Origin of the sequence: Streptomyces sp. NPDC059909 (assembly GCF_042730885.1) — a bacterium.
GTDB lineage: Bacteria > Actinomycetota > Actinomycetes > Streptomycetales > Streptomycetaceae > Streptomyces.
In genome coordinates, this window is sequence record NZ_JBHWKX010000007.1 from 39,357 (window position 1) to 59,940 (window position 20,584).

General features: G+C 70.4%; 19 protein-coding genes. 5 read left to right on the forward strand and 14 right to left on the reverse strand.

Annotation, left to right across the window (positions count from 1 at the left end; all coding sequences use genetic code 11):
* Genes ACFV9O_RS07815 through ACFV9O_RS07835 form a run of 5 tightly spaced genes read right to left on the reverse strand, consistent with a single transcriptional unit; the run spans position 1 to position 5,503 of the window.
* The gene (locus ACFV9O_RS07815; RefSeq protein WP_385413726.1) at positions 1–1,224 is read right to left on the reverse strand and encodes a CehA/McbA family metallohydrolase; all 1,224 of its coding nucleotides are present in this window, start codon (positions 1,222–1,224) and stop codon (positions 1–3) included.
* The gene (locus ACFV9O_RS07820; protein ID WP_385413729.1) at positions 1,221–2,309 is read right to left on the reverse strand and encodes an ABC transporter ATP-binding protein; all 1,089 of its coding nucleotides are present in this window, start codon (positions 2,307–2,309) and stop codon (positions 1,221–1,223) included. The genes ACFV9O_RS07815 and ACFV9O_RS07820 overlap by 4 nt, the downstream gene beginning before the upstream one ends.
* Positions 2,309–3,208, reverse strand: coding sequence for a carbohydrate ABC transporter permease (locus ACFV9O_RS07825; protein WP_385413732.1), 900 nt, complete (start codon positions 3,206–3,208; stop codon positions 2,309–2,311). The genes ACFV9O_RS07820 and ACFV9O_RS07825 overlap by 1 nt, the downstream gene beginning before the upstream one ends.
* A complete protein-coding gene (locus ACFV9O_RS07830) occupies positions 3,205–4,185 on the reverse strand; it encodes a carbohydrate ABC transporter permease (RefSeq protein ID WP_385413735.1) in 981 nt (326 codons plus the stop codon). The genes ACFV9O_RS07825 and ACFV9O_RS07830 overlap by 4 nt, the downstream gene beginning before the upstream one ends.
* Entirely contained in the window at positions 4,163–5,503 is a 1,341-nt protein-coding gene (locus tag ACFV9O_RS07835) for an extracellular solute-binding protein (RefSeq protein WP_385413738.1), read from the reverse strand. The genes ACFV9O_RS07830 and ACFV9O_RS07835 overlap by 23 nt, the downstream gene beginning before the upstream one ends.
* Positions 5,504–5,648: 145 nt before the next feature.
* Between ACFV9O_RS07835 and ACFV9O_RS07840 the strand changes: the two genes are divergently transcribed.
* Positions 5,649–6,410 carry a GntR family transcriptional regulator gene (locus ACFV9O_RS07840; RefSeq protein WP_385413739.1) on the forward strand — a complete coding sequence of 254 codons (762 nt, stop codon included), beginning with the start codon at positions 5,649–5,651 and terminating at the stop codon, positions 6,408–6,410.
* A gap of 134 nt (positions 6,411–6,544) precedes the next feature.
* Here ACFV9O_RS07840 and ACFV9O_RS07845 read toward each other — a convergent pair whose 3' ends face one another.
* Together ACFV9O_RS07845 and ACFV9O_RS07850 are read right to left on the reverse strand one after the other, a co-directional pair.
* A complete protein-coding gene (locus ACFV9O_RS07845; protein WP_385413742.1) occupies positions 6,545–6,970 on the reverse strand; it encodes a nuclear transport factor 2 family protein in 426 nt (141 codons plus the stop codon).
* 331 nt (positions 6,971–7,301) lie between these two features.
* Entirely contained in the window at positions 7,302–8,378 is a 1,077-nt protein-coding gene (locus ACFV9O_RS07850) for a PP2C family protein-serine/threonine phosphatase (protein ID WP_385413745.1), read from the reverse strand.
* Between the two features lie 318 nt (positions 8,379–8,696).
* Between ACFV9O_RS07850 and ACFV9O_RS07855 the strand changes: the two genes are divergently transcribed.
* Positions 8,697–8,900, forward strand: a complete 204-nt coding sequence (locus ACFV9O_RS07855) for a cold-shock protein (RefSeq protein WP_385413748.1) — start codon at positions 8,697–8,699, stop codon at positions 8,898–8,900.
* Between the two features lie 385 nt (positions 8,901–9,285).
* Here ACFV9O_RS07855 and ACFV9O_RS07860 read toward each other — a convergent pair whose 3' ends face one another.
* Positions 9,286–9,522, reverse strand: coding sequence for a hypothetical protein (locus ACFV9O_RS07860; RefSeq protein WP_385413750.1), 237 nt, complete (start codon positions 9,520–9,522; stop codon positions 9,286–9,288).
* A 91-nt stretch (positions 9,523–9,613) separates the two neighbouring features.
* On the opposite strand from ACFV9O_RS07860, the gene ACFV9O_RS07865 reads away from it, so the two are divergent.
* Entirely contained in the window at positions 9,614–9,955 is a 342-nt protein-coding gene (locus ACFV9O_RS07865; RefSeq protein WP_385413753.1) for a hypothetical protein, read from the forward strand.
* Between the two features lie 7 nt (positions 9,956–9,962).
* Positions 9,963–10,421, forward strand: a complete 459-nt coding sequence (locus ACFV9O_RS07870; protein WP_385413756.1) for a hydrolase — start codon at positions 9,963–9,965, stop codon at positions 10,419–10,421.
* A 98-nt stretch (positions 10,422–10,519) separates the two neighbouring features.
* Here ACFV9O_RS07870 and ACFV9O_RS07875 read toward each other — a convergent pair whose 3' ends face one another.
* From ACFV9O_RS07875 to ACFV9O_RS07900, 6 genes are all read right to left on the reverse strand, one after another.
* Positions 10,520–11,887, reverse strand: a complete 1,368-nt coding sequence (locus tag ACFV9O_RS07875) for an FAD-binding oxidoreductase (protein WP_385413758.1) — start codon at positions 11,885–11,887, stop codon at positions 10,520–10,522.
* Between the two features lie 140 nt (positions 11,888–12,027).
* Positions 12,028–13,335 (reverse strand): vanadium-dependent haloperoxidase, encoded by a 1,308-nt coding sequence (locus tag ACFV9O_RS07880; protein WP_385413760.1) that lies wholly within the window; start codon positions 13,333–13,335, stop codon positions 12,028–12,030.
* Between the two features lie 490 nt (positions 13,336–13,825).
* Positions 13,826–16,279, reverse strand: a complete 2,454-nt coding sequence (locus ACFV9O_RS07885) for a glycoside hydrolase family 3 N-terminal domain-containing protein (RefSeq protein WP_385413763.1) — start codon at positions 16,277–16,279, stop codon at positions 13,826–13,828.
* Positions 16,276–17,094, reverse strand: coding sequence for a carbohydrate ABC transporter permease (locus tag ACFV9O_RS07890; RefSeq protein ID WP_385413766.1), 819 nt, complete (start codon positions 17,092–17,094; stop codon positions 16,276–16,278). Before ACFV9O_RS07890 ends, ACFV9O_RS07885 begins: the two co-directional genes overlap by 4 nt.
* The gene (locus ACFV9O_RS07895; RefSeq protein WP_385413769.1) at positions 17,094–18,041 is read right to left on the reverse strand and encodes a carbohydrate ABC transporter permease; all 948 of its coding nucleotides are present in this window, start codon (positions 18,039–18,041) and stop codon (positions 17,094–17,096) included. The genes ACFV9O_RS07890 and ACFV9O_RS07895 overlap by 1 nt, the downstream gene beginning before the upstream one ends.
* A 29-nt stretch (positions 18,042–18,070) precedes the next feature.
* A complete protein-coding gene (locus ACFV9O_RS07900; RefSeq protein WP_385413770.1) occupies positions 18,071–19,378 on the reverse strand; it encodes an ABC transporter substrate-binding protein in 1,308 nt (435 codons plus the stop codon).
* 151 nt (positions 19,379–19,529) lie between these two features.
* Between ACFV9O_RS07900 and ACFV9O_RS07905 the strand changes: the two genes are divergently transcribed.
* On the forward strand, positions 19,530–20,552 hold the full coding sequence (locus ACFV9O_RS07905) for a LacI family DNA-binding transcriptional regulator (protein ID WP_385413773.1): 1,023 nt from the start codon (positions 19,530–19,532) through the stop codon (positions 20,550–20,552).
* The last annotated feature ends 32 nt before the right edge of the window (positions 20,553–20,584 follow it).

The following is a 20,584-nucleotide window of genomic DNA, read 5'->3' on the forward strand; positions in this document are numbered from 1 at the left end:
TCACTGGCACAGTGCGATCACCTCGTTCTCGTGGCTCTCCAGGCGGTACGGGCCGTCGCCGCCGGGCAGGATGGTGCGGTCGCCGTGCACGACCTCGCGCCACCCGTCGGGGCGCACCAGGACGGTGCCGTCGGCGCCGAGCAGAAGCAGTTCGTCCCCGAGCCGCAGCAGCAGCGTGGCGTCGGGTCCGGCGGACACCGCGGTGCGCCCGGCGGCCAGGGCGGTCAGCAGGGCGGCGGGATTGTCGTCCTCGGCGAGCAGCCATGTGGTGGGCGAGCCGGGCAGTCCGTCGGCGCCCTCGCGGTGGAAGTCGCTGCCGCCGATGGCGATGACGTCGGGCCGCCAGGCCTGTGCCCAGGACAGCGGCGCGCCCCAGCGGCGGTCGTACCAGCCGGAGTGCCAGATCTCGGCGTGCCGGGGGCGGTCGGCGAGGGGCAGCCGCCAGGCGCAGTCGCCGCCCAGCGGGTGGTTGACGGACATCACCCCGCCGTGCGTGCGGGCGTGCTCGCGCCAGGAGCCGGCGGTCCCCCGGAAGTCCACCCATCCGGTGTCGCCCAAGACGTTGGCGTGGCCGTCGTCGCGGGTGACCTCCTGGCCGGGCAGCAGGCTGATGCCGTACCGGGCGCCGGCGGCGGGCAGTTCGGGGTGGTGGCTGACGGTGTTGTGGTCGGTGACGGCGAGGAAGTCCAGACCCTGGCCGCGGGCGAGTGCCGCCAGCTCGGGGACGTTCAGCGCGCCGTCGCTGTGCACGGTGTGGCTGTGGAAGTCGCCGGCGTACCAGCGCATCCCGTCGAGCTCCGGGATGTCCCGGCGCTCGTGGGCGGGAGGCCGCGGCACCGGATCCGGTCCCTTCGGGGCGGGCGGAGCTGCCGGGAGCGCACCGAGCGGCCGCACGCGCACCTCGTAGTCGAGTCCGCCCGGCGGGATGCGGTGCAGCCGCAGCAGTACGTTCCACAGCCCCGGCTCCAGCTCGCCGGGGAGGTAACCCGGCGTCGCCCAGCCCGCGGTGACGGTGTACGTGTCCCGCGCGCCGCCCGACCAGCCGCGGAAACCCGCCGCGCCCAGACAGCCGAGGTCCAGCACCCCCTGGGTGCGGTCGAACTCCAACTCGACGGTGATGCCGGCCGTGCCGGGAGCCACCTCGAACGGCAGCTCCCGGAGCATCGCGTCGAGCCTGTCCTGCAGCGACCAGCGGCCCCGGTGGACGGTGGTGGCGCCGGTCACGCGGCCGTCCCGGCGCCCGCGGTGACCAGGTCGCCGTCCCGGTAGAGCAGCACGCGGTCCGCGCGCGGCACGGCCCAGCCCCGGTCGCCGGCGGCCAGCACCGCGTCCTCGTCGACGACCACCTGGACGTCTCCCGCCTCGCCGGACAGGGTGACCAGCTGCGCGCTGCCCAGGTTCTCGACCACGGTGACCTCGCCGGACAGCGCGCCCTCGACGGGCTGCGCGGAGTAGGCCAGATACTCGGGCCGGACGCCGAGGACCAGCTTCTCCCCCGCGGTCGGCACGCCCGCGAACCCGGCGGGGACCGGCAGCACCGCGTCACCGATCTCCAGGCCCCGCTCCGCCACCACGGCGTCCAGCAGGTTCATCGGGGTGGAGCCGATGAACGAGGCCACGAAGGTGTTGGCCGGGCGGTGGAACACCTCCTTGGGGGTGCCCAGCTGGCGGATCCGGCCACCCTCCATCACCGCGATCCGGTCGGCGAGCGCGAGCGCCTCCGCCTGGTCGTGGGTGACGAACACGGTCGTCACGCCGAGCTCGCGCTGCAGACGCTTCAGGAACGTACGGGCCTCCAGCCGCATCCGCGCGTCCAGGTTGGACAGCGGCTCGTCGAACAGGAAGACCCGCGGGTGGCAGGCCATCGCGCGGGCCAGCGCCACGCGCTGCTGCTGGCCGCCGGACAGCTGTCCGGGCCGCCGCCGCAGATAGTCCGTCAGGCCAAGCTCGGCGGCCGTCTCGGCGGCCTTGCCGGTGCGCTCGGCGGTGGGCACCTTCTTGATGCGCAGCGGGTAGGCGATGTTGTCGGTGACCGTCATGTGCGGGAACAGCGCGTAGTCCTGGAAGACCATCGCGACGTCGCGCCGCCCGGGGGCGAGGGCGGTCACGTCCCGGTCGCCGATGTGGATCGTGCCGCCGCTGGACGCCTCCAGACCCGCGATGGTGCGCAGCAGCGTGGTCTTGCCGCAGCCGGACGGGCCGAGCAGCGCGAAGAACTCCCCGTCCTCGACGTTCAGGTCGACCGAGTCCAGGGCGCGGACCCCGCCGGGGTAGACCTTCACGAGCTCGCTCATGGTGATGGATGCCATCAGCGCTTGATACCTCCGTGGAACCGGAATCCGTACCGGGAGCTGACGAACAGGAACATCAGGATCACCGGAAGCGAATAGAGCAGGGAGAAGGTGGAGATGAGGGCGAGGTTCGGCTGTCCGCCTTCGGTGTAGAACGTGTACATCACGACGGCGGCCGGGGACTTCTCCGGCGTACGCAGCAGCAGGAACGGGACGAGGAAGTTGCCCCACACCTGGGCCACGGCCCACACGGCGATGGTCGCCAGGCCCGGGCGCACCATCGGCACCACGATGTGCCGCACGATCTGGAGCGGCGAGGCGCCGAACACCCGGGCGGACTCCTCGTACGACACGGGCGTGCCGTCCATGAAGTCCTTCAGGATGAAGATCGCGCTGGGCAGCAGGCCGCCGGTCATGACGAGGACGACGCCGAGCTGGGAGTCGATCAGGTGCAGCTCGAAGGCCAGGTTGAACAGCGGCACCATGGCCGCCGTCCCGGTCACGATCGAGGACAGCAGGAGCATGACGTACAGCAGCGCGTCGCGTCCCGGCAGCCGCACCCGGCTCAGCGCGTAGGCGGCCAGGGCCGCGAGGACGACGGTCAGGCCACCGGTGCCGGCCGCCAGGATCACCGAGTTGCCGAGCGACGTGAGCGCGTACGGGTTGTCCGCGAGCACCTGGAAGTTGCGCAGGGTGAAGTCCGGCAGCGAGGCGGTGACGCTCGGAGCCTCGTCGAACGGGGCGAACGCCAGCCACAGCAACGGCAGCGCGAAGAAGGCGATCAGCAGGCACACGAAGGTGTAGAAGCCGACGGTGGCCGCCGTGCGCCGGGCCTGGAGCAGGCCGGCCGCGTGCTCCGCGCCCCGCGCCGCGCGCTCCTTGCCGTCCGGCCGGAGGACGGATTCGGTGGAGGTCATGCGGTCTCGTCCTTCCGCTGCCTGAGCATCCGCACGTAGAACAGCGCGATCACCAGGTTGAACAGCAGCATGAGTACCGAGATCGCCGCGCCGAAGCCGAGTTCGCCGCTGTTGAGCGCGAGCTTGTAGATGAACACCGGCATGATCTCGGTCTTGTCCTCGGGACCGCCCGCGGTGAGCAGGAACGCGGTGAAGTCGTTGAAGGTCCAGAGGCTGATGAGCAGCAGGTTGGTCAGGATGTGCCCCTTGATCCGCGGGAGCACCACGTCGCGCAGCTGCTGCCAGGTCGAGGCACCGGCCAGCCGCGCCGACTCCATGTGCGACGGCGGCACGTTCCCGAGGGCGGCCGCGTAGAGCATCATCGAGAACGCGGCGCCCCGCCAGATGTTGAACACGATGATCGACGCCATCGGGTACTCGAGCAGCCAGCCCGTGCCGGGCGTGTGCAGCAGGGCGTTGAGCGATCCGCCGTCCCGGTCGAGCAGCGCGATCCACAGGAACGTGACGACCGAGCTGGGCAGCACCCACGCCAGCAGCGCCAGGGCCTCGACGAGCCGCCGCAGCGCCCCTCGCCGCTCACGCATCGACCAGGCGATCCCGAAGCCGAGCAGGGACTGGCCGATGACGGCCGAGCCGAGGACGAACTCCACGGTCAGCCACAGCGAGTTGCCGAACCGGTCGTCACCGAGCGCCGCGGTCATGTTGTCGAGACCGACGAACTGCGGGTCGGCGGCGGCCAGTCCGGTCAGCCGGTAGTCCGTGAGGCCCAGGTAGATGGTCCACAGCGCGGGGAAGAGCAGGAAGGCCGCGATCAGCAGCAGGGAGGGGACGACGAAGGCGGCGGCGCGGGCCCGGCCCAGGCCGGCGGCGTCGCCGCCGGCCCGGACGGGGGCGGAGGAGGCGCCTGCGGTCGGGCGCTCCTCCGGGTCCTTGCTCGGCGCACCGGCGTCGAGCTCAGGACTTGATGTTGCCGGCACCGCCCACGGCCCCTTCCAGCTTCTTCTGGTAGTCGTTCGCCGCCGCCTGGGGGTCCTTGCCGTCGAGGACCGCCGCGGTGGCCTCCTGCAGCGCCGTGGAGACCTGCGTGTACGCGGCCAGCGGCGGGCGGTAGGAGGTCAGCGGGAGAATCTCCTTCGAGATGAAGCCGAGCATCGGGTCGCCCGCCAGCACCTCGTTGTTGACGTCGGTGCGGGCGGTGATCCGGGCCTCGCCGGCCAGCTGCGCCTTGATGGCCTCGGCGGAGTTCATGAAGGCCATGAGCTCGAAGGCGAGGTCCTTGTTCTTGCCGGCGGGGTTGATCGTCTGCACGCCGCCGCCGGAGTACGAGACGAAGTCCTGCCCGTTCACGCCCCGGCCCGGTGCCGTCGCCGGGATCTTGGCATAGCCCACGGTCTTGTCGCGGTCGGCCATCGGCGCGACGCCGTCCTTGGGGTTGATGACGCTGCGCCAGAAGTAGTCGCCCTCCAGCAGCATGCCGATCTTGCCCTCGGCGAACTCCTGGAAGGACTTGTCCCGGCCCTGGGCCTCCTTCTGCAGCAGCGGGTCGCCCAGCTTCTCGGAGTAGATCCGCTGGTAGAGGCCGAGGACCTCCTTGACGCCCGCGCTCGCGCCCGTCCACTTGCCGTCCGCCCAGACCGGCTCCCCGGTCCCGGCCAGCAGCGGCAGGACTCCCTGCATGGTGGTGGCCTCGCCCATGGCGGTGCCGGCGTTCAGCTGGATCGGGGTGACGCCGTCCTGCGACTTCAGCTTCTCGCCGGCCGCGACGATCTCGTCCCAGCTGGTGGGCTGCCAGTTCTCGGGCAGGCCCGCCTTCTTGAACAGCTCCTTGTTGTAGTAGATCACCCGCCCGTCGGTGCCGCCGGGGATGCCGTAGCGCTTGCCGTCGAAGGAGGCCAGCTGCTGCACCGCCTCGGGGATCTGCTTCCAGCCGTCCCAGTCGCCGGCCGTCTTGACAACGCTGTCAAGCGGCTTGATGTAGCCCGCCTCGGCGAACTCGCCGACCCAGATGCCGTCGATGTCGAACACGTCGGGACCCGATCCCGACTGGAGGTCGAGGGCCAGCTTGGTCTTGTACTGCTCGTCCTCCACGCCGCTCGGCTGGAACGTGACCTTCACGTCGACGCCCTTGGCCTTCTGCGCCTTGACGAACTGCGGAATGACCCACTTCTGGATCCAGTCCGCCTGTGCGGCGTTCTTGCCGCCGGAGATCGCGTTGGCCGAGATCTTCAGCGTGTTGGAGGAACTCGAACTGTCTCCCGGGTCACCGCACCCGGCAAGGAGGAGCGAAAGGGACACGGCGCCAGTGAGCGCCATTGCACATCTGGTCAGCACATTCATGGGTCTCCCTCGGTCAAGTGCCACTGGAGGGTTCCACGACGGCAGGACAACGTGAAGATCTGATGTCTTAACATTTGAGTAACGCGCAATTAGAGTGCCGCACATGACGCACCAGAGAGCCGAACTGGCAGACCTGCTGCTGGGAGTGGACCGCTCCAGCCCCGTTCCGCTCTACTTCCAGCTGTCCCAGCAGCTCGAGGCGGCCGTGGAGCAGGGCCGGCTGCGGCCCGGCTCCCTGCTGGGCAGTGAGATCGAACTCGCCGCCCGGCTGGGCCTGTCCAGGCCCACGGTCCGGACGGCGATCCAGGCCCTCGTGGACAAGGGCCTGCTCGTGCGCCGGCGCGGCGTGGGCACCCAGGTCGTGCACAGCCAGGTCAAACGGCCGCTGGAACTCAGCAGCCTGTACGACGACCTGGAGGCGGCCGGGCAGTGCCCCGCGACGCGGGTGCTCGACGTGCGCACGGTCGAGGCGAGCGCGGACGTCGCGGCGGCGCTCCGGATCGCGGAGGGCGCCGCCGTCACCTTGGTGGAGCGCCTCCGCCTCGCGCACGGCGAGCCGCTGGCCGTGATGCGCAACCACCTGCCCGGGGGGCTACTGGACGTGCGCGGGGAGGAGTTGGAGAAGACCGGCCTGTACCGGCTGATGCGCGGCGCGGGGGTCACTCTGCACAGCGCCCGTCAGACGATCGGCGCCCGCGCGGCCACCGCCGAGGAGGGCGCACTGCTGAGGGAGCCGAAGGGCGCGCCGCTGCTCAGCATGGAGCGCATCGCCTACGACGTGACGGGGCGCGTGGTGGAGCACGCCGGCCATCTCTACCGGGCGTCGCGGTACAGCTTCGAGTTGCATCTGCTCGTTCGTACTTGAGGGGCGCGTCGGCCGAGGGCCCTGTGATCACGCCATCCGCCGCCCTTCCCCAGGGCGTTCACCCGCCCTGGGGCGCCGTGCGGAGCCAGGCGAAGGGCCGGTCACCAGGTCTCCGCCGCCCTTCCGCAGGGCGTTCACCCGCCCTGGGACGCCGTGCGGAGCCAGGCGTAGGGCCGGTCACCAGGTCGTGGCGACCGAGCGGAGTGTGACCAGGTGCCGCTCTCGCGGGCGTACTCCATGGTCAGTCGCAGCCGCCGGTCGGCGTGCGTGCCGTGCACCGTCGCGTCCGTGACGATCCGGCCGATGAGGCGGGCCGTGTCGACCTCGACCTCGATGGTCACGTTCTTCTGCACGACTTCGTGGTAGACGAACCGTCCGGCTCGCATCTGCGAAAGCCACTCGGCCTTCGGCTGCACGTATCCGGTGATGTGGGTGAGGGTGAGGCCGTCGCCGAGCAGTACGTCGAGAGCGTCGGTGTCGCCGTCGGTCATCGCCCGCAGCTGGGCGCGGTAGGCATCGACGACCTCCTCGTGAGCGCGCTCGTCGGGTGATCCGTGCATGCCGAAAGGACCGGCGCACCCGGCCTGGCCAGCGGCTTCGCCGACGCGTCGGGTCCCGACAAGGCCACGGCGACTTTGCCGCCTCTTTGTCCCGCGTTGACGGCCGACCGGCTCATTCGCACAGTCGCGCCGCGGCAGGCCGATGTCGTCTTCGGCTGTGCCGGCAGCGTGTCGCCGACTGGTCGGCCGAACGCGGAGCAGGGTCCAGGGTCCGACGGAGCAGGACCCCACAGAGCGCCCGCTCACGGGGTCCCCGGTTCGGCCCCGTAGAGAAAGCGGATTTCGACGAGCATCGCGGCCTGTCACCTGAGGAGGCAGCGGTTGCGCTGATCTACTCGCCGGCTTCCTCGTCGAGTCGGTCAACGAAGATCATCGCCACGTCGTCCGCCAAGTGACCCTCGGTGTGGCGGATCAATGCCTTGTGGAGTTCTGCCAGGAACTCCGACGGGGTGGTGCCGGCACCTATCCCCTCCATGGTCTCCGGCAGGGCGAAGAAGTCGTTGTCGCGATTGCGGGACTCGATCACGCCGTCGGTGTACAGGAGCAGGCGGTCGCCCGGTACGAACGGATAGCTCTCGGGCTTGGCGGGAGGGCCGTTGAAGAGGTCCTCCAGGCCGAGAGGCGGCAGTGGCGAGGCGGGCGTCAGGGTCTGAACCCTGCCGTGGTGCAGCACCAGCGGAGGCGGATGGCCACGGTTGACCAGTTGCACCACGTGTTCGTCCGGCACCTGGGCCATGAGCGCGGTGGTGAATCCCTCCATCAGAACTTCAGGAAGTTCTGCCTGAGAGTACGTACCCGGTACGGCGGCCTCCCGCCGCAGCGCGGCCGCGCAGCGGTCCATGACCTCCGACAGCTCGTCCTCGTAGTGCACGGCCTCCCGAAACGCGCCCAACGCCACAGCGACCGCGCGCACGGCAGACAGCCCCTTGCCCCGGACGTCCCCCACGACCAGCCGGACGCCGTACCGCGTCTGCACAGCCTCGTACAGATCACCGCCGATCTGTGCCCCCGTCCCAGCCGCGAGGCACAGGCTGGCCGCCCGCACCGGGCCCAGGCGCTCGGGAACGGGCCGCAGGACGACCTCCTGAGCTGCCACGGCGATCCGGCGCATCTGGTCGAGCTCGATCTGCCTGCGCGCACGCACCGCGTTACTCAGGATGACACTGGCCACGGACACCACGAGCAGCCCCAGGAAGTTGCCGACGACCTGATGCGTACCCCACGCCTGGTTGTAGGTCGCAGTGGTCACGTTCACGGCCAGGGCGACGGCTGCCGCGGAGAGGGTCCCCATCGGGCCCATCGTCAGCGCGGCCAGTGCCGGCGTTGTGGTGAGGACAGGGCCGGTGACCAGCTCGTGTGCGGGCGAGAGCTCGATGCCCAGCACGCCCAGCACGAGCACGAAGGGCACACATTTCGCCAGCGTGAAGAGGACCCCACTTTGACCGCCCGCTCCTGGTCGAGGAGGCGAACGGAAGAGCGACCGCATGGGTACAGCGTGCCTCGCTGAAGTTGAACGCTCCACTCAAGGCTCTGAGTGCGCCGACCACGTAGGGGGCGGGGGTGCCGTGAGTGAGTGCTCCGCGCGTGTTCCGCGCCGGATCACGCGTGGAGGTACGCCATGACGGTGGCATGGGCGTGGCTGCTTCTCATGGTCCCGGGCTAGGGTGACGATCACAGGGCAACCGCCGCACGCGGGACGCACTTCGCCCCCATGAAGGAGATCAGAATGGCCACCGGCACTGTCAAGTGGTTCAACGCGGAGAAGGGTTTCGGCTTCATCGCCCAGGATGGCGGTGGCCCGGACGTCTTCGTCCACTACTCGGCCATTGCCAGCACTGGATACCGCGAACTCACTGAAGGCCAGAAAGTCCAGTTCGACGTGGTTCAGGGCCCCAAGGGTCCGCAAGCCGAAAACGTCACTCCCGCCTGACCTGGAGCCGCCGTATGCCCCGCGTGGCACATCGACGCGGGGTTCGCGCGCACAGGAGCAAGCGTCCGGATCGGTCTCGCCGCCGCCGCGGCAGAAACGGGGACCGCCATTGGGAACCACGCTCATGCGCCGGTGACCGGGGCGGGGATTCGCATCCTGCCATCCCCACCCGGACCACGATCCCGGCCTCCATGCCGCGGTGGCCGATTCCGCGATGCACTCGCCTTCGGCTGTGCCGAGTCCAGGAAGACGGCCGCTCTGCCACACCCCGCCCCGGTGGCGCCATGCGATCAGCAGCTCACCGATTGTCATTGCGCTGCCGGAGGGGGTTTCTTACTCGCCGCGCGCCGCCTGGGCGACAAGGCTCCATGCACGGAGAAGGGAGTCACCGCCGCGTAGGCCGGCCGGGTGGTTCGAACCACACTTCCGGGCCGCCCCCACGCCACTCGATCAGCTCCGGGTCGTCAATCGCCGTATCAGTCTCCGGCAGCCCCGCACGGCGCAGGAACTCCACTACGTCGAGCAGGTGCAACGCCACGCCCACGGGCTCACCGCGAATCGTCACCGGCCTGCCGCCCTCCGGCGACAGGGGGTGAACGATCACGGGCGCCTCCTCCACCATGCCCCCAGCGTCCGCCCGGACGGCGTCGGACGCATCCGGACAGCACGAAGCCCCGCCCATCCGGGCGGGGCCTACTCGTGCAGGGGTCGACATGGCCTCCGCGCTGTCCTTCGCCCTCGGGCTCACCGGCTTCGGCATCGGCATCGGCATCGGCCTCACGGCGCCCGGCACGGTGGCCTTCATGCACCGGGCCGTCGGCGAGGCGAGCACGCCCCGGGCGACCAGCGCCCGGTTCATCTTCAACCGGATCGGCTTCAACCAGATCGGCGGCGCCCTCCTGCGGAAGGCGCATCGGCCGCCGCGGCAGGTACCGCCGACGGACAGGACGGCACGGCGCGGTCCCGGATCCGCCCGCGCCTGGCACCCCGTCACACCATCAAGCCCCCGCGCACCGGCTGCGGGCAGGAACAGGGACATGCTGTCCGGGCCATGATGGCGATATGGAACCGCTCCTGTCCCGGCTGCCGGACGCCTTCTGGACCGTCCCCTACGTCGGCTCCCGCTTCCCCGGGTCGGCCTCCGTGGCCGACCGGCCCGGCCTCGCAGCGGGTGCCAACTGCCAGCTGTTCGCCTACGAGGTCCTCAGGCACTTCGACATGGCCCCGCCTGCCCTGCGCTCCAGCGATCTGTGGGAGGACACCGAGGCCACCGTCCGTGTCGCGATCGCCCGGCCGCTGGATCTGCTTCTCTTCAACGCCACCGATGATCCCTACGGCGCGCATATCGGCGTCTCGGTCGGCCAGGACGCGGTCCTCCACCTCAGCAGGGAGGTGGGCCGGCCGGCCGTGTGGCGCCTGACGGACTTCGCGGCACGGCGGCGTTACCGCGTACTGATCGGCGCAAAGCGGGTGAGCCGTGCGACCGTTCCTGGCGCATGCACGAAAACCCGCACGCCATGAACGGGTCGGCCGGACGAGGCTAGGACCAACGGCCATGTTTCCCCTCCGTCAAGCCCCGGTCCCACCTCCATCATGGACGCCGCCGGCGCCCTTCGTGGCTACGGCTTGATGTTCTGGTTCACATGGAACAGGTTGCCCGGGTCGTACGCCCGCTTGACCTCGACGAGGCGGTCGTAGTTGCCCTTGAAGTTCGTCCTGATCCGGTCCTGGTCGTCCCCGGCCATGAAGTTGATGTAGCCGCCCTCCTCCGAGTGCGGGGCGATCGCCGCGTAGTAGTCGCGCACCCAGGCGATGTTGGCCTCGTTGTCCGCGGGGTCCGGCCACATGCCGGCGATGACCATGGCGAACGTGGCGTCCCGGTACGCGAAGGCCGTCGCGTCCGGTGCCACGCGATGGCAGGCGCCGTTGACGGGGTAGATGTGGACGGTCGAGTTGACGACAGGGAGGCGCGGTGCGTGCTCGAGGTGCGCCGCGATCGCGGCGTCGCTCAGCTCGGTCACGAAATTGGCCTTCCAGTAGTGCTGCAGGCCAGGTGGTACGAGTGCGTCGAACGCACTGTTGAGGGCGGGATACGGCATGGGGCCGACGTGTTCGGCGACCACCGGTGCCATGTCACGGAACACCTTGACAGCGCGCTCCCCCTGATCGAGCGGTCCGGCCCAGCATGCCACGATCAGGATGAACGGTTCGCCGTGGCGGTCCTCCGGGATGAACGGCAGGGGTGGGGCGATCTGGAAGGCGGGGAACCCGCCGAGTTCCTCCGGTGCGTCGGCGATGAGTTCGCGGAACGCGCGCAGCACGGCCTCGGCATGCTCCAGCTCGTAGAGGATCGGTCCGCCGTAGATGTCCTTGACCGGACCGAGCCGGAACTCGAAGGAGGTCACCGCACCGAAGTTGCCGCTGCCGCCGCGGAGGGCCCAGAACAGGTCCTCGTGTTCCTGCTCGCTCGCGACGAGGAACCGGCCGTCCGCGGTCACCACATCGGCCGAGATCAGATTGTCGCAGCTCAGGCCTAGCCCCCGGCACAGGTATCCGATGCCCCCGCCGAGCGTGAGCCCCCCGACCCCGGTCGTGGAGATGATCCCGCCGGTGGTGGCGAGGCCGAATGCGTGGGTCGCCGCGTTGAAGTCGCCCCAGGTCGTGCCCCCCTCCGCGCGCGCCGTCCGGCGCCCGGGATCGACGCGGACGCCGCGCATGCCGGACAGGTCGGCCACCACACCGTCACAGGTACCGAAGCCGGGCACGCTGTGACCGCCCCCGCGCACCGCCAGATCGGCCTCCGCCTCGCGTGCGAAGTCGACCGTGGTCATGACGTCTCCGGCGTTGGCGCACCGGACGACGACCGCCGGCCGGCGGTCGATCATGGCGTTGTTGACCTTGCGTGCCTCGTCGTAGGTGTCGCTGCCGGGGGTGATGACCGCCCCGCGTACGCGCTCCCGCAACTGTTCCACCGAGGGCTTGCCCATGGCCATCGCTCCTCGTGCGTCGCTCCTGGACTTCCGCGAGTCCCGCGCCCGGTCTCATTCCAGGCTACGCCGCTGGGGCGAGGCCTCAACCCGACCACTCGACGCCCCGGCGTCGAGTGGTCGAGCGAGTCCCCTCCCCGTCACAGCTCGCCGAACAGGCGCCCCGCGTTGCGCAGCGCGTGTGCCGCCACGCGCTTGCCGAGCACAAGGCCGGCCTTGTCGGCGGAGCGGGTGTGGATTCCCGAGAAGACCCTGGCGTCCTCGTTCTCCTGCGACAGCCTGTTCCAGGACGTGTACGTGCGGGTCACTCCGGGTGCCGTGGGGCTCGTCAGCTCGAACGGGGCCGTACGAGGCCCGGTCAGCGCCGAGAGCACGGCCTCCGCCGCCCCCGAGTAGGTGTTGTGGCCGCTGGGGTAGTCCGGGTGGGCCGGCGTCGTGTGCAGCGGCGTCCACGCGGGGTCGGGGTCGATCGTGCCGGTGCGGATGGCCGTGACCGGGCGCCAGGTCTGGTACGCGTACTTGCTGTCGGAGGTGGCGATCTGCGTGTCCACCAGGGCCACGTGGAACAGCGCCACCAGCCTGGTCCGTTCGGCGAGTGACCGCGGCGACCTGGACAGGGCGACCCGAAGCGGCTCGGTGTACAGCGTCAGTGAGGAGCCGAGCCAGAACGTGGCGGTCTCGGTCTGGTGCGCTGTGCGTACGGCGCTGTTGACGGCGCCGTACGCGCGCACCTCGGCCAGATCGGCACGGTGTCGCGCCGAGTCCGGCGCGGGGGGTGCGGGGAGCCGGAACCGGTCGGCGCTGTCCAGCAGGAAGGGCCTGGCCAGCCGGTTGCCGTACTGCGCGGCCGGAGCGTAGGCGGGCGGGGTCGGCCGCCATACCCCGGGGGCCGCCGGGGGCACCGTGAACGGCGCGTTCACCGAAGCCGGGTCCAGGCCGTCGCCCTCACGGGACGCGAGCACCAGACGGGCCTGGCGGGTGCCGGCCGCCACGCCGGCCGACTCGGCGGGTCCGTCCGGGACGCGGTCGAGCGTCGTGCGCAGCGCCGTGTCCAGGGCTTCGGCGCGCGACGGGACGAGGGTGACGAGGGAGTCGTGCACGGCGGTGGCGAGGGCCGCGTCCTGGAAGTCGCGCCGGCCGGCACCCGACGGCGCCTCCCGTACGGCCCGGGCCGCCGACAGCCAACTGATGGCCCAGGTACGGCTGTTGGTGATCTGGGTCGGGGCGCCGCCCGCGGCGACGGTCGCGGCCGTCGTGTCGTACCAGTCGAGCGCCACGGACGCGTCGCGTGTCGACTGCCGCGCCTCGGCCGTGGCGGCGGCCGCTGACGGGACGCTGACGGATCCGGCCAGGAGGGTGAGCGAGCCCAGCGCCACGAGGGCGGTGCGGGCGGGAGGGACGATGCGGCGGCGGGTTCTGAGCGGAATCAGCGAATTCAGCGGAAACATGCGTACTCCTTCGCGGGGCTGTCCGATGAGTGCGGCGGGGCACGACTGCACGCGCAGGCGTCAGGCACCTGAGGGGGCCTGCCCGACGGGCGGTGCCGGGACGTGCGGACGGCTGCGTAACGAGCCGTGCGACGCACGGGAAACGGCGTGCGGTGCCAGGTCAGCTACATAGCGCGGCGGTGACACGCATCAGATCGACGGCTCGGCGTCGGGTGAACCGCGGGGAGATCCACATGCCGCCGAAGCTATCCAGGCCCCGATCGCCGGTCAACGGGCGGCAGTTGGCAGCCCCACAACTGCAACGACAGCTTCGCACCGCTGCCATGTGACTGTCACGGGAGTACGCGTGACACGTACGGCGGTACTCGTGACACGTACGACGGAAAAGCCGGGGTCCGGGGCAGCACCTGCCCGGCACCCGGCCCGTCCGACACCCGGGCGACGTCCGGTGCGGTGCCCCGGGCGACGACGCGCCCGGGGCACCGGCGGGTCACCGTGCCGGGTGCGGCACCGTCGTGAACTCCGCGTGGAGCCTGCGCCGGTGGTCCACCTCCCGTACGAGGCCGGTGAGCGTGACCCGTGCCGTCAGCCGCGGTTCGGTGCTCGACGCGCTGAGCCGCAGCTCCAGCTCACCCGGCTCCACGATGCGGCTTCCGCCGCGACCGGTGAAGGCGGCCAGGTCGGCGGGGACCGTCGCGTGGATCCGTACGGCCTCGCCGGGTGCGAGGTCCAGACGGACGTAGCCGACGAGCCGCTGGACGGGCTGGACCACCGAGGCCACGGGGTCGTGCAGATACAGCTGCACCAGCTCGGTGCCCTCGCGCGGACCGGTGTTGCGGACCGTGCAGGAGAGCCGGAACGCGCCGTCCGTGGCCGCGTCGCCGCTCTCCACCACCAGGTCGGTCCACGCGAAGGTGGTGTAGGTCAGTCCGTGCCCGAAGCCGAAGGCCGGTGTCGGGTCGATGCTGGAGACCTCGCTGGAGTGGCCGAGGCGTGCCGCCAGGTACGTGGACGGCTGTGCGCCGGGGTGGCGCGGGATGCTGACCGGAAGCCGGCCTGCCGGGGCCGTCCGGCCGCCGAGGACGGAGGCGATGGCCGTCGTGCCCTCCTCGCCGGGGAAGAAGGACTGGACGATGGCGGCGGATTCCGTCACCGCCCGGCCCAGGGCGTAGGGCCGCCCGGCCAGCAGGGTCACCACGACCGGTGTGCCGGTGTCGAGGAGCGTATCGAGCAGCTGCTGCTGGACTCCGGGGAGGGCCAGGGACTCGGCGTCGCAGCCCTCGCCGCTGGTGCCGCGGCCGAAGAGCCCGGCCCGGTCGCCCAGTGCGGCGATAACGATGTCGGAGCCGCGGGCGAGCTCGGCGGCCGCGGCGAAGCCGTCGGTGTCGGTGCCGTCGACGCTCGCGCCCCGGGCCACGACGATCTCGCAGTCGGGGAACTCGGCCGCCAATGCCTCGCGCAGGGTCGGCAGGTCGATCCCGACCGGGACCTCGGGGTGCTGGACACCGACGTGGACCGGGAAGGCGTAGCAGCCCAGTACCGCGGTGGGGGCCTCGGCGTTGGGGCCGATCAGCGCGATCCTGCGCGGGCGCTCCGCTGCGGAGGCGGACCGGTCGAGGGGCAGCGTGCCGTCGTTGTGGAGCAGGACGACGGCCTGCTCGGCGACGCGGCGGGCCAGGGCCCGGTTGTCGTCCGCGTCCAGGCTGATCGTGCCGCGCAGGGCCTCCGAGCCGGCGTCGGCTCCGGCCGCGGACCCGCCTCCGGCTCCGGCGTCGGCTCCGGCCAGCGCGGCGGGCCGCGGGCTCCAGTCCGGGTCGAGCAGCCCGAGCTCGGCCTTCTGGACCAGTACGCGCCGTACGGCACGGTCGACCAGCGCCTCGGGCACCCGTCCCGCGGTGACCGCGTCGAGCAGCGGTTCGCCGAAGGTCTTGACCGTGGGCAGTTCCACGTCCACGCCCGCGGCGAGCGCGGCGCCGGCCGCCTCGCCGAAGGTTCCGGCGACGCCGTGCAGGGTCTTGAGGAAGGCGATGCCGAAGTAGTCGGCGACGACGGTTCCGGTGAAGCCCCAGCTGTCCCGCAGCAGACCGGTCAGCAGGCGCTCGTCGGCGGCGGAGGGGATGCCGTCGGTGTCGGTGTAGGCGTGCATGACCGAGCGGACGCCGCTCTCCCGCACGGCCATCTCGAACGGCGGCAGGATGATGTCGGCGCGCTCGCGGGCCCCCATGCCGACCGGGGCGAGGTTGCGTCCGGCCCGGGAGGCGGAGTACCCGGCGAAGTGCTTGAGCGTGGCGACGATGCCGGTGGACTCCAGGCCCTGGACGTACGCGGTGGCGATGGTGCCGACGAGGTAGGGGTCCTCGCCGATGGTCTCCTCGACCCGGCCCCAGCGTGCGTCGCGTACGACGTCGAGGACAGGGGCGAGTCCCTGGTGGACGCCGACCGCGCGCATGTCCCGGCCGATGGCGGCGGCCATCTCGCGGATGAGCGCGGGGTTGAAGGTCGCGCCCCACGAAAGCGGCACGGGGTACGCGGTGGCCCCCCAGGTGGCGAAGCCCGCGAGGCACTCCTCGTGGGCCAGGGCCGGTATGCCGAACCGGTTCGCGCCGGCGATCCGCCGCTGGGTGCGCGCCAGCGACAGCGCACCGACGGCCGGGTCGACCGGGGCCGTGCCGAAGGGCCGGGTCAGCTGGCCGAGCCCGTACGGCAGCAGGTCGTCGAGGTCGACCGCCTCCTCCATGTCGTGCTGGTGGGGGGCGACTTCGGCGCCCTCGTCGGAGGCCCCCACCCAGACGCCGAAGAGCTGGGCGATCTTCTCCCGCAGGGTCATCTCGGCGATCAGGGCGTCGGCACGGGTCGTCGCGTCGAGGGACGGATCGCGCCACAACCGGGTGGCGGAAGCGGTCTCCACGGTCGCGTTGTCCTCTACAGCCACGTTGTCGGTCACTTTCCTCCGACTCCCATCAGCCCCTGGACCAGGGCGCGACGGGCGAACAGGTAGACGAGCAGGATGGGAAGCATGGACAGGACCACGGCGGCGAGCAGGCCCGGGATGTCGACTCCGTGTTCGGTCTGGAAGTCGTACAGGCCCATGGTGATCACCTTGGTCTCCGTGGACTGGGTCAGGACCAGCGGGAAGAGGAAGCCGTTCCAGGCCTGGAGCGCCGAGAAGACGACGATCGTCGACAGGCCGCTCTTGGAGAGCGGGAGGACCAGCTGGAAGAAGACCCGCCAGGGCGAGGCGCCGTCCACGGTCATCGCCTCGTACAGGTCGGGTGTGATGTCACGCATGACGCCGGTGAGGATGAGCGCGCACACCGGCATCGCGAAGGCCGCGGTCGGCAGGATGATGCCGATGAGGTTGTCGTAGAGACCTGCCTTGCTGATGACGTAGAACATCGGGACGATCACGGCCTGCGAGGGGATCGCGAGGCCCAGCAGGAACAGCCGGAAGACGGTGGTGGTGGTCCGGCCCTGGCTTCTGACGATCGCGTACGCCAACGGCGGCACGAGCAGCACGACGATGCCGACCACGGACACGGTGACGATCACCGTGTTGAGGAAGTACTGCCCGAAGCCGCTGTTGAGGTCGTTGATGTAGTTGTCGAGCGTGAAGTGCTCGGGAAAGGCGAGCGGGCCGTTCGCCGCGTAGTCGGCGCGGGTCTGGAACGTGGCGATCAGCATGACATAGAGCGGCAGGCCGACCAGGAAGAGCCAGACGAGCGAGCCGAACCCCGCCAGGTAGTTGGGACGGCTCTTCATCACACGCCCTCCATGGTGCTGCGCATCCTGTCGTAGCCGGACAGCCGGACCATGATCAGCGAGATGACCGTGGCGACGAGGACGAGCAGCAGCGCGATGGCGGCGCCCGTGCCGAAGTCGAAGCTCTTGAAGGCCTTTTGGTACATGTAGTAGGCGCTGATGGTGGTGTCGGTGCCGGGGCCGCCCTGGGTGAGGATCAGCACGGTGTCGAAGGTGGTGAGGCCGCCGACGACCATCAGGATCATCGAGGTGATGATGCTGTTGCGCAGCTGCGGCAGGGTGATGTGGAAGAACTGCCGTACCGTGCCCGCGCCGTCGATCTGGGCAGCCTGGTAGAGGACCTGCGGGATCGCGCGGGCCGCGCCCTGGTAGATGAGCGTGTGCAGCGGGGTGAACTGCCAGGTGCTGACGAAGACCAGGACCCCGATCGCGCCGGCCTGGGTACCGAAGAGATTGCCGTCGCCGAAGAGCCACTCGGCCTGCGAGGGCACACCGAAGTTCGGGTCGAGCACGGCGCGCCACAGCACCGACACGGCCGTCATGGAGAGCAGCAGCGGAACGAAGTAGACGGCGGACAGGACCGCCCGGTTGCGCTGGTGGCCCGCGGCCCACACGCCGAGCAGCAGGCTGATCGGCGTCTGGACGACGACGCCGAGGACGGTGAGCAGGACGCTGAGCCAGAGGCTCTCCAGCATGACGGGGTCGTCGAGCAGCTTCTTCCAGTTGTCGAGGCCGGCGAACTCGGGTTCGCCGAGGCCGTTCCAGCCGGCGAAGGACAGCACGACGACCATGACGAGCGGGATGATCGCGAAGAGTCCGAAGAACACGGCGGCGGGTGCCGCCCAGGCGAAGCCCGGGCGGCCCACTCCGGTGCCGGACCGGCCGCGGAGCGGGCCGGTCCGGTCGGTCTTCTCGCTGTCCACGGCGGATGCAGTGGCAGTGGTCATGTCAGGTGATCCGGATCGGTGTCGGTGGGTCAGGCGGCCGGCAGGGACTGCATGGCCTTGATGAATCCGTCCGCGTCGATCTGGCCGTTGAAGAACTGCTGGACGGCCGTGTGGATCGTGGTGGTCGCCGCGGGCGGGTATGCCTGGTCCCAGGAGAGCTGGAACGCCGGGGCCTTCGCGACCAGGTCGTACTGGAACTTCGAGTACGCCGGGTTCGCGGAGGTGTCGAGGAAGTCCGGGGTGTTCGTCGTCGTGGGCAGGTTGCCGACGCCGAGCTGCGCCTTGACGAACTCGTCGGAGTACTGGAGCTTCAGGAACTCCGCGACCGCCTCGGGGTGCTTGGTCTTCTTCAGCACCGAGTAGAAGTTGTTCGTGTTGCCGGCGATGTTGGCCGGTTCGCCCTTGCCGCCGGTGACGGTCGGGAAGGTGCCGTAGCCGAGGTCGTTCTTGGCGAAGTCGGGGTGGGCGTCCTGCAGGGTCGAGTACTCCCACGAGCCCATCAGTTCGAAGGCGGCCTTGCCGGTGGCGAGCAGGGTCGGCGAACCCTGGTCGGTGAACTTCACCGAATCGAAGTTGGTGCCGAAGGCGCCCGCGCCGACGAGCTCCTTGATCATGGAGAGGGCCTTCTTGCTGTCGGCGCTCTCCCAGGCGCTCTTGTCGCCGCCGAGGGCCTTCTGGAACAGTTCCGGCCCGGCCACGCGGTCGTAGACGTACTGGTACCACATCTGCGTCGGCCACTTGTCGCCGCCGCCGAGCGCAATCGGGGTGACGCCCTTGCCCTTGAGGGTCTTGACCGCCGCCAGCAGCTCGTCCCAGGTCTTGGGCGGGGTGACACCGGCATCCGCGAGGACCTTCTTGTTGTGGAACAGCATGACGGGCTGGGTGCCGCGCATGGGGACGCCGTACGGCTTTCCGCCGACGACGGCGGTGTTGAAGACCGAGGGCAGGAACTTGTCCTTGAGGCCAGGGTCCTTCGCGATGAAGTCGTCCAGCGGCATCAGCAGGCCGGCGTCGACGAACGGCTTGATGCTGCCGCCGCCCCAGTTGAAGAAGACGTCGGGGGCCTGCTTGCTGTTGATGATCGTCTGCAGCTTGGCCTGGTAGTCCGCGCCCGGGATGGTGTCCAGGACGGCCTTGACCTCAGAGGTCTTGTTGAAGGTCTCGATCAGCTGCTTCTCGACCTTGTTCGTCGCGTCCCCGTAGACCAGGACGTGGATCTCGTTGGCCCGGCCGGCCGAGTCGTCGGAGCCCCCGCCGCACGCGGACAGTGAGAGCACCATGGCCAGCGCCACACCACCGACGGCGGCGGTTCGCGGGAACCGTGCGCGTTGCTTCATCGCCTCGCCTCTCGAAACTATTTCGGCACCATTACCGAAAGTTCACGAGTGGGGACGCTAGGCCTCCCCACCTGGGGGGTCAACCCTCGAACGCCGAGTTACCAAAGCGTTACGCCTGTTGCGCCGCCTGGGCGTGCCTTATGCTCCCGCCATGCGCGATGACGAGGAGATGGGCCGCATCACTCTGGCCCAGGTGGCTCAGAAGGCCGGCGTCTCCATTTCGACAGTTTCGAAGGTCCTCAACGGGCGGCAGGACGTGGCGCCCCCGACGAGGATCAAGGTGGAGCGCCTCCTGGAGACCCACGCCTACCGACGCACGGCGAGGTCGTCCCGGGAGGCACCGCTCATCGAGATCGTCTTCCACGAGCTGGACAGCATCTGGGCGCTGGAGCTGATCCGGGGGGTGGAGAACGTCGCCAAGGCCAACCAGGCCAGCGTGGTCCTGACCGAGAGCGGCACCCGCCACTCACCGAGTCCCGACTGGATCGAAGGGGTCCTGCAGCGCCGGCCGATCGGTGTGGTGCTGGTCTTCTCGGCCCTCCCCCAGGCGGTCAAGCAGCAACTCAGGGCCCGCTCCATTCCGTTCGTCATTATCGACCCGGCCGGTGACCCCGATCCCGACGTGCCGTCGGTGGGGTCTGCCAACTGGACCGGCGGCCTGGCCGCGACGCGCCATCTCATCGAGCTCGGACACCGGCGGATCGGCATCATCACCGGCCCCGAGGACATGCTGTGCTCGCTGGCCCGCCTCGACGGCTACCGCTCGGCGATGAGCATGGCCGGCCTGGACACCGGGCCCGAACTGGTCCGGTTCGGCAACTTCCATGTGGAGGGCGGGTACGACAGGGCGATGGAGATGCTGGATCTGCCGGAGCGGCCGACCGCCATCTTCGCGGGCAGCGACCTCCAGGCCCTCGGCGTCCTGGAGGCGGCGCGCGTCAACGGGCTGCGCGTCCCGCACGACCTCTCGGTCGTCGGCTACGACGACGTCCAGGTCGCCCGGTGGTCCAGCCCGGCGCTGACCACGGTCCACCAGCCGCTGCGGCAGATGGCCGAGGAGGCCGCGCAGATGCTGCTGCGGCTGCGCACCGAGGAACCCGCGGCGACCAGGCTGGAGCTGGCGACGAGCCTCGTCGTCAGGAAGAGCACGGCGCCGCCGCCGTCCGGGGACTGAGCGCGAGGGCCGCTGCCGGCCGGTGGGCGCCC

Excerpts from the sequence above, each read along its gene's own strand:
- ACFV9O_RS07840 (WP_385413739.1), top strand. The coding sequence starts at position 5,649 with ATGACGCACCAGAGAGCCGAACTGGCAGACCTGCTGCTGGGAGTGGAC.
- ACFV9O_RS07880 (WP_385413760.1), bottom strand. The coding sequence starts at position 13,335 with ATGTTTCCGCTGAATTCGCTGATTCCGCTCAGAACCCGCCGCCGCATC.
- ACFV9O_RS07820 (WP_385413729.1), bottom strand. The coding sequence starts at position 2,309 with ATGGCATCCATCACCATGAGCGAGCTCGTGAAGGTCTACCCCGGCGGG.
- ACFV9O_RS07825 (WP_385413732.1), bottom strand. The coding sequence starts at position 3,208 with ATGACCTCCACCGAATCCGTCCTCCGGCCGGACGGCAAGGAGCGCGCG.
- ACFV9O_RS07900 (WP_385413770.1), bottom strand. The coding sequence starts at position 19,378 with ATGAAGCAACGCGCACGGTTCCCGCGAACCGCCGCCGTCGGTGGTGTG.
- ACFV9O_RS07890 (WP_385413766.1), bottom strand. The coding sequence starts at position 17,094 with ATGAAGAGCCGTCCCAACTACCTGGCGGGGTTCGGCTCGCTCGTCTGG.
- ACFV9O_RS07875 (WP_385413758.1), bottom strand. The coding sequence starts at position 11,887 with ATGGGCAAGCCCTCGGTGGAACAGTTGCGGGAGCGCGTACGCGGGGCG.
- ACFV9O_RS07870 (WP_385413756.1), top strand. The coding sequence starts at position 9,963 with ATGGAACCGCTCCTGTCCCGGCTGCCGGACGCCTTCTGGACCGTCCCC.
- ACFV9O_RS07865 (WP_385413753.1), top strand. The coding sequence starts at position 9,614 with ATGGCCTCCGCGCTGTCCTTCGCCCTCGGGCTCACCGGCTTCGGCATC.
- ACFV9O_RS07895 (WP_385413769.1), bottom strand. The coding sequence starts at position 18,041 with ATGACCACTGCCACTGCATCCGCCGTGGACAGCGAGAAGACCGACCGG.
- ACFV9O_RS07855 (WP_385413748.1), top strand. The coding sequence starts at position 8,697 with ATGGCCACCGGCACTGTCAAGTGGTTCAACGCGGAGAAGGGTTTCGGC.
- ACFV9O_RS07845 (WP_385413742.1), bottom strand. The coding sequence starts at position 6,970 with ATGCACGGATCACCCGACGAGCGCGCTCACGAGGAGGTCGTCGATGCC.
- ACFV9O_RS07860 (WP_385413750.1), bottom strand. The coding sequence starts at position 9,522 with ATGGTGGAGGAGGCGCCCGTGATCGTTCACCCCCTGTCGCCGGAGGGC.
- ACFV9O_RS07905 (WP_385413773.1), top strand. The coding sequence starts at position 19,530 with ATGCGCGATGACGAGGAGATGGGCCGCATCACTCTGGCCCAGGTGGCT.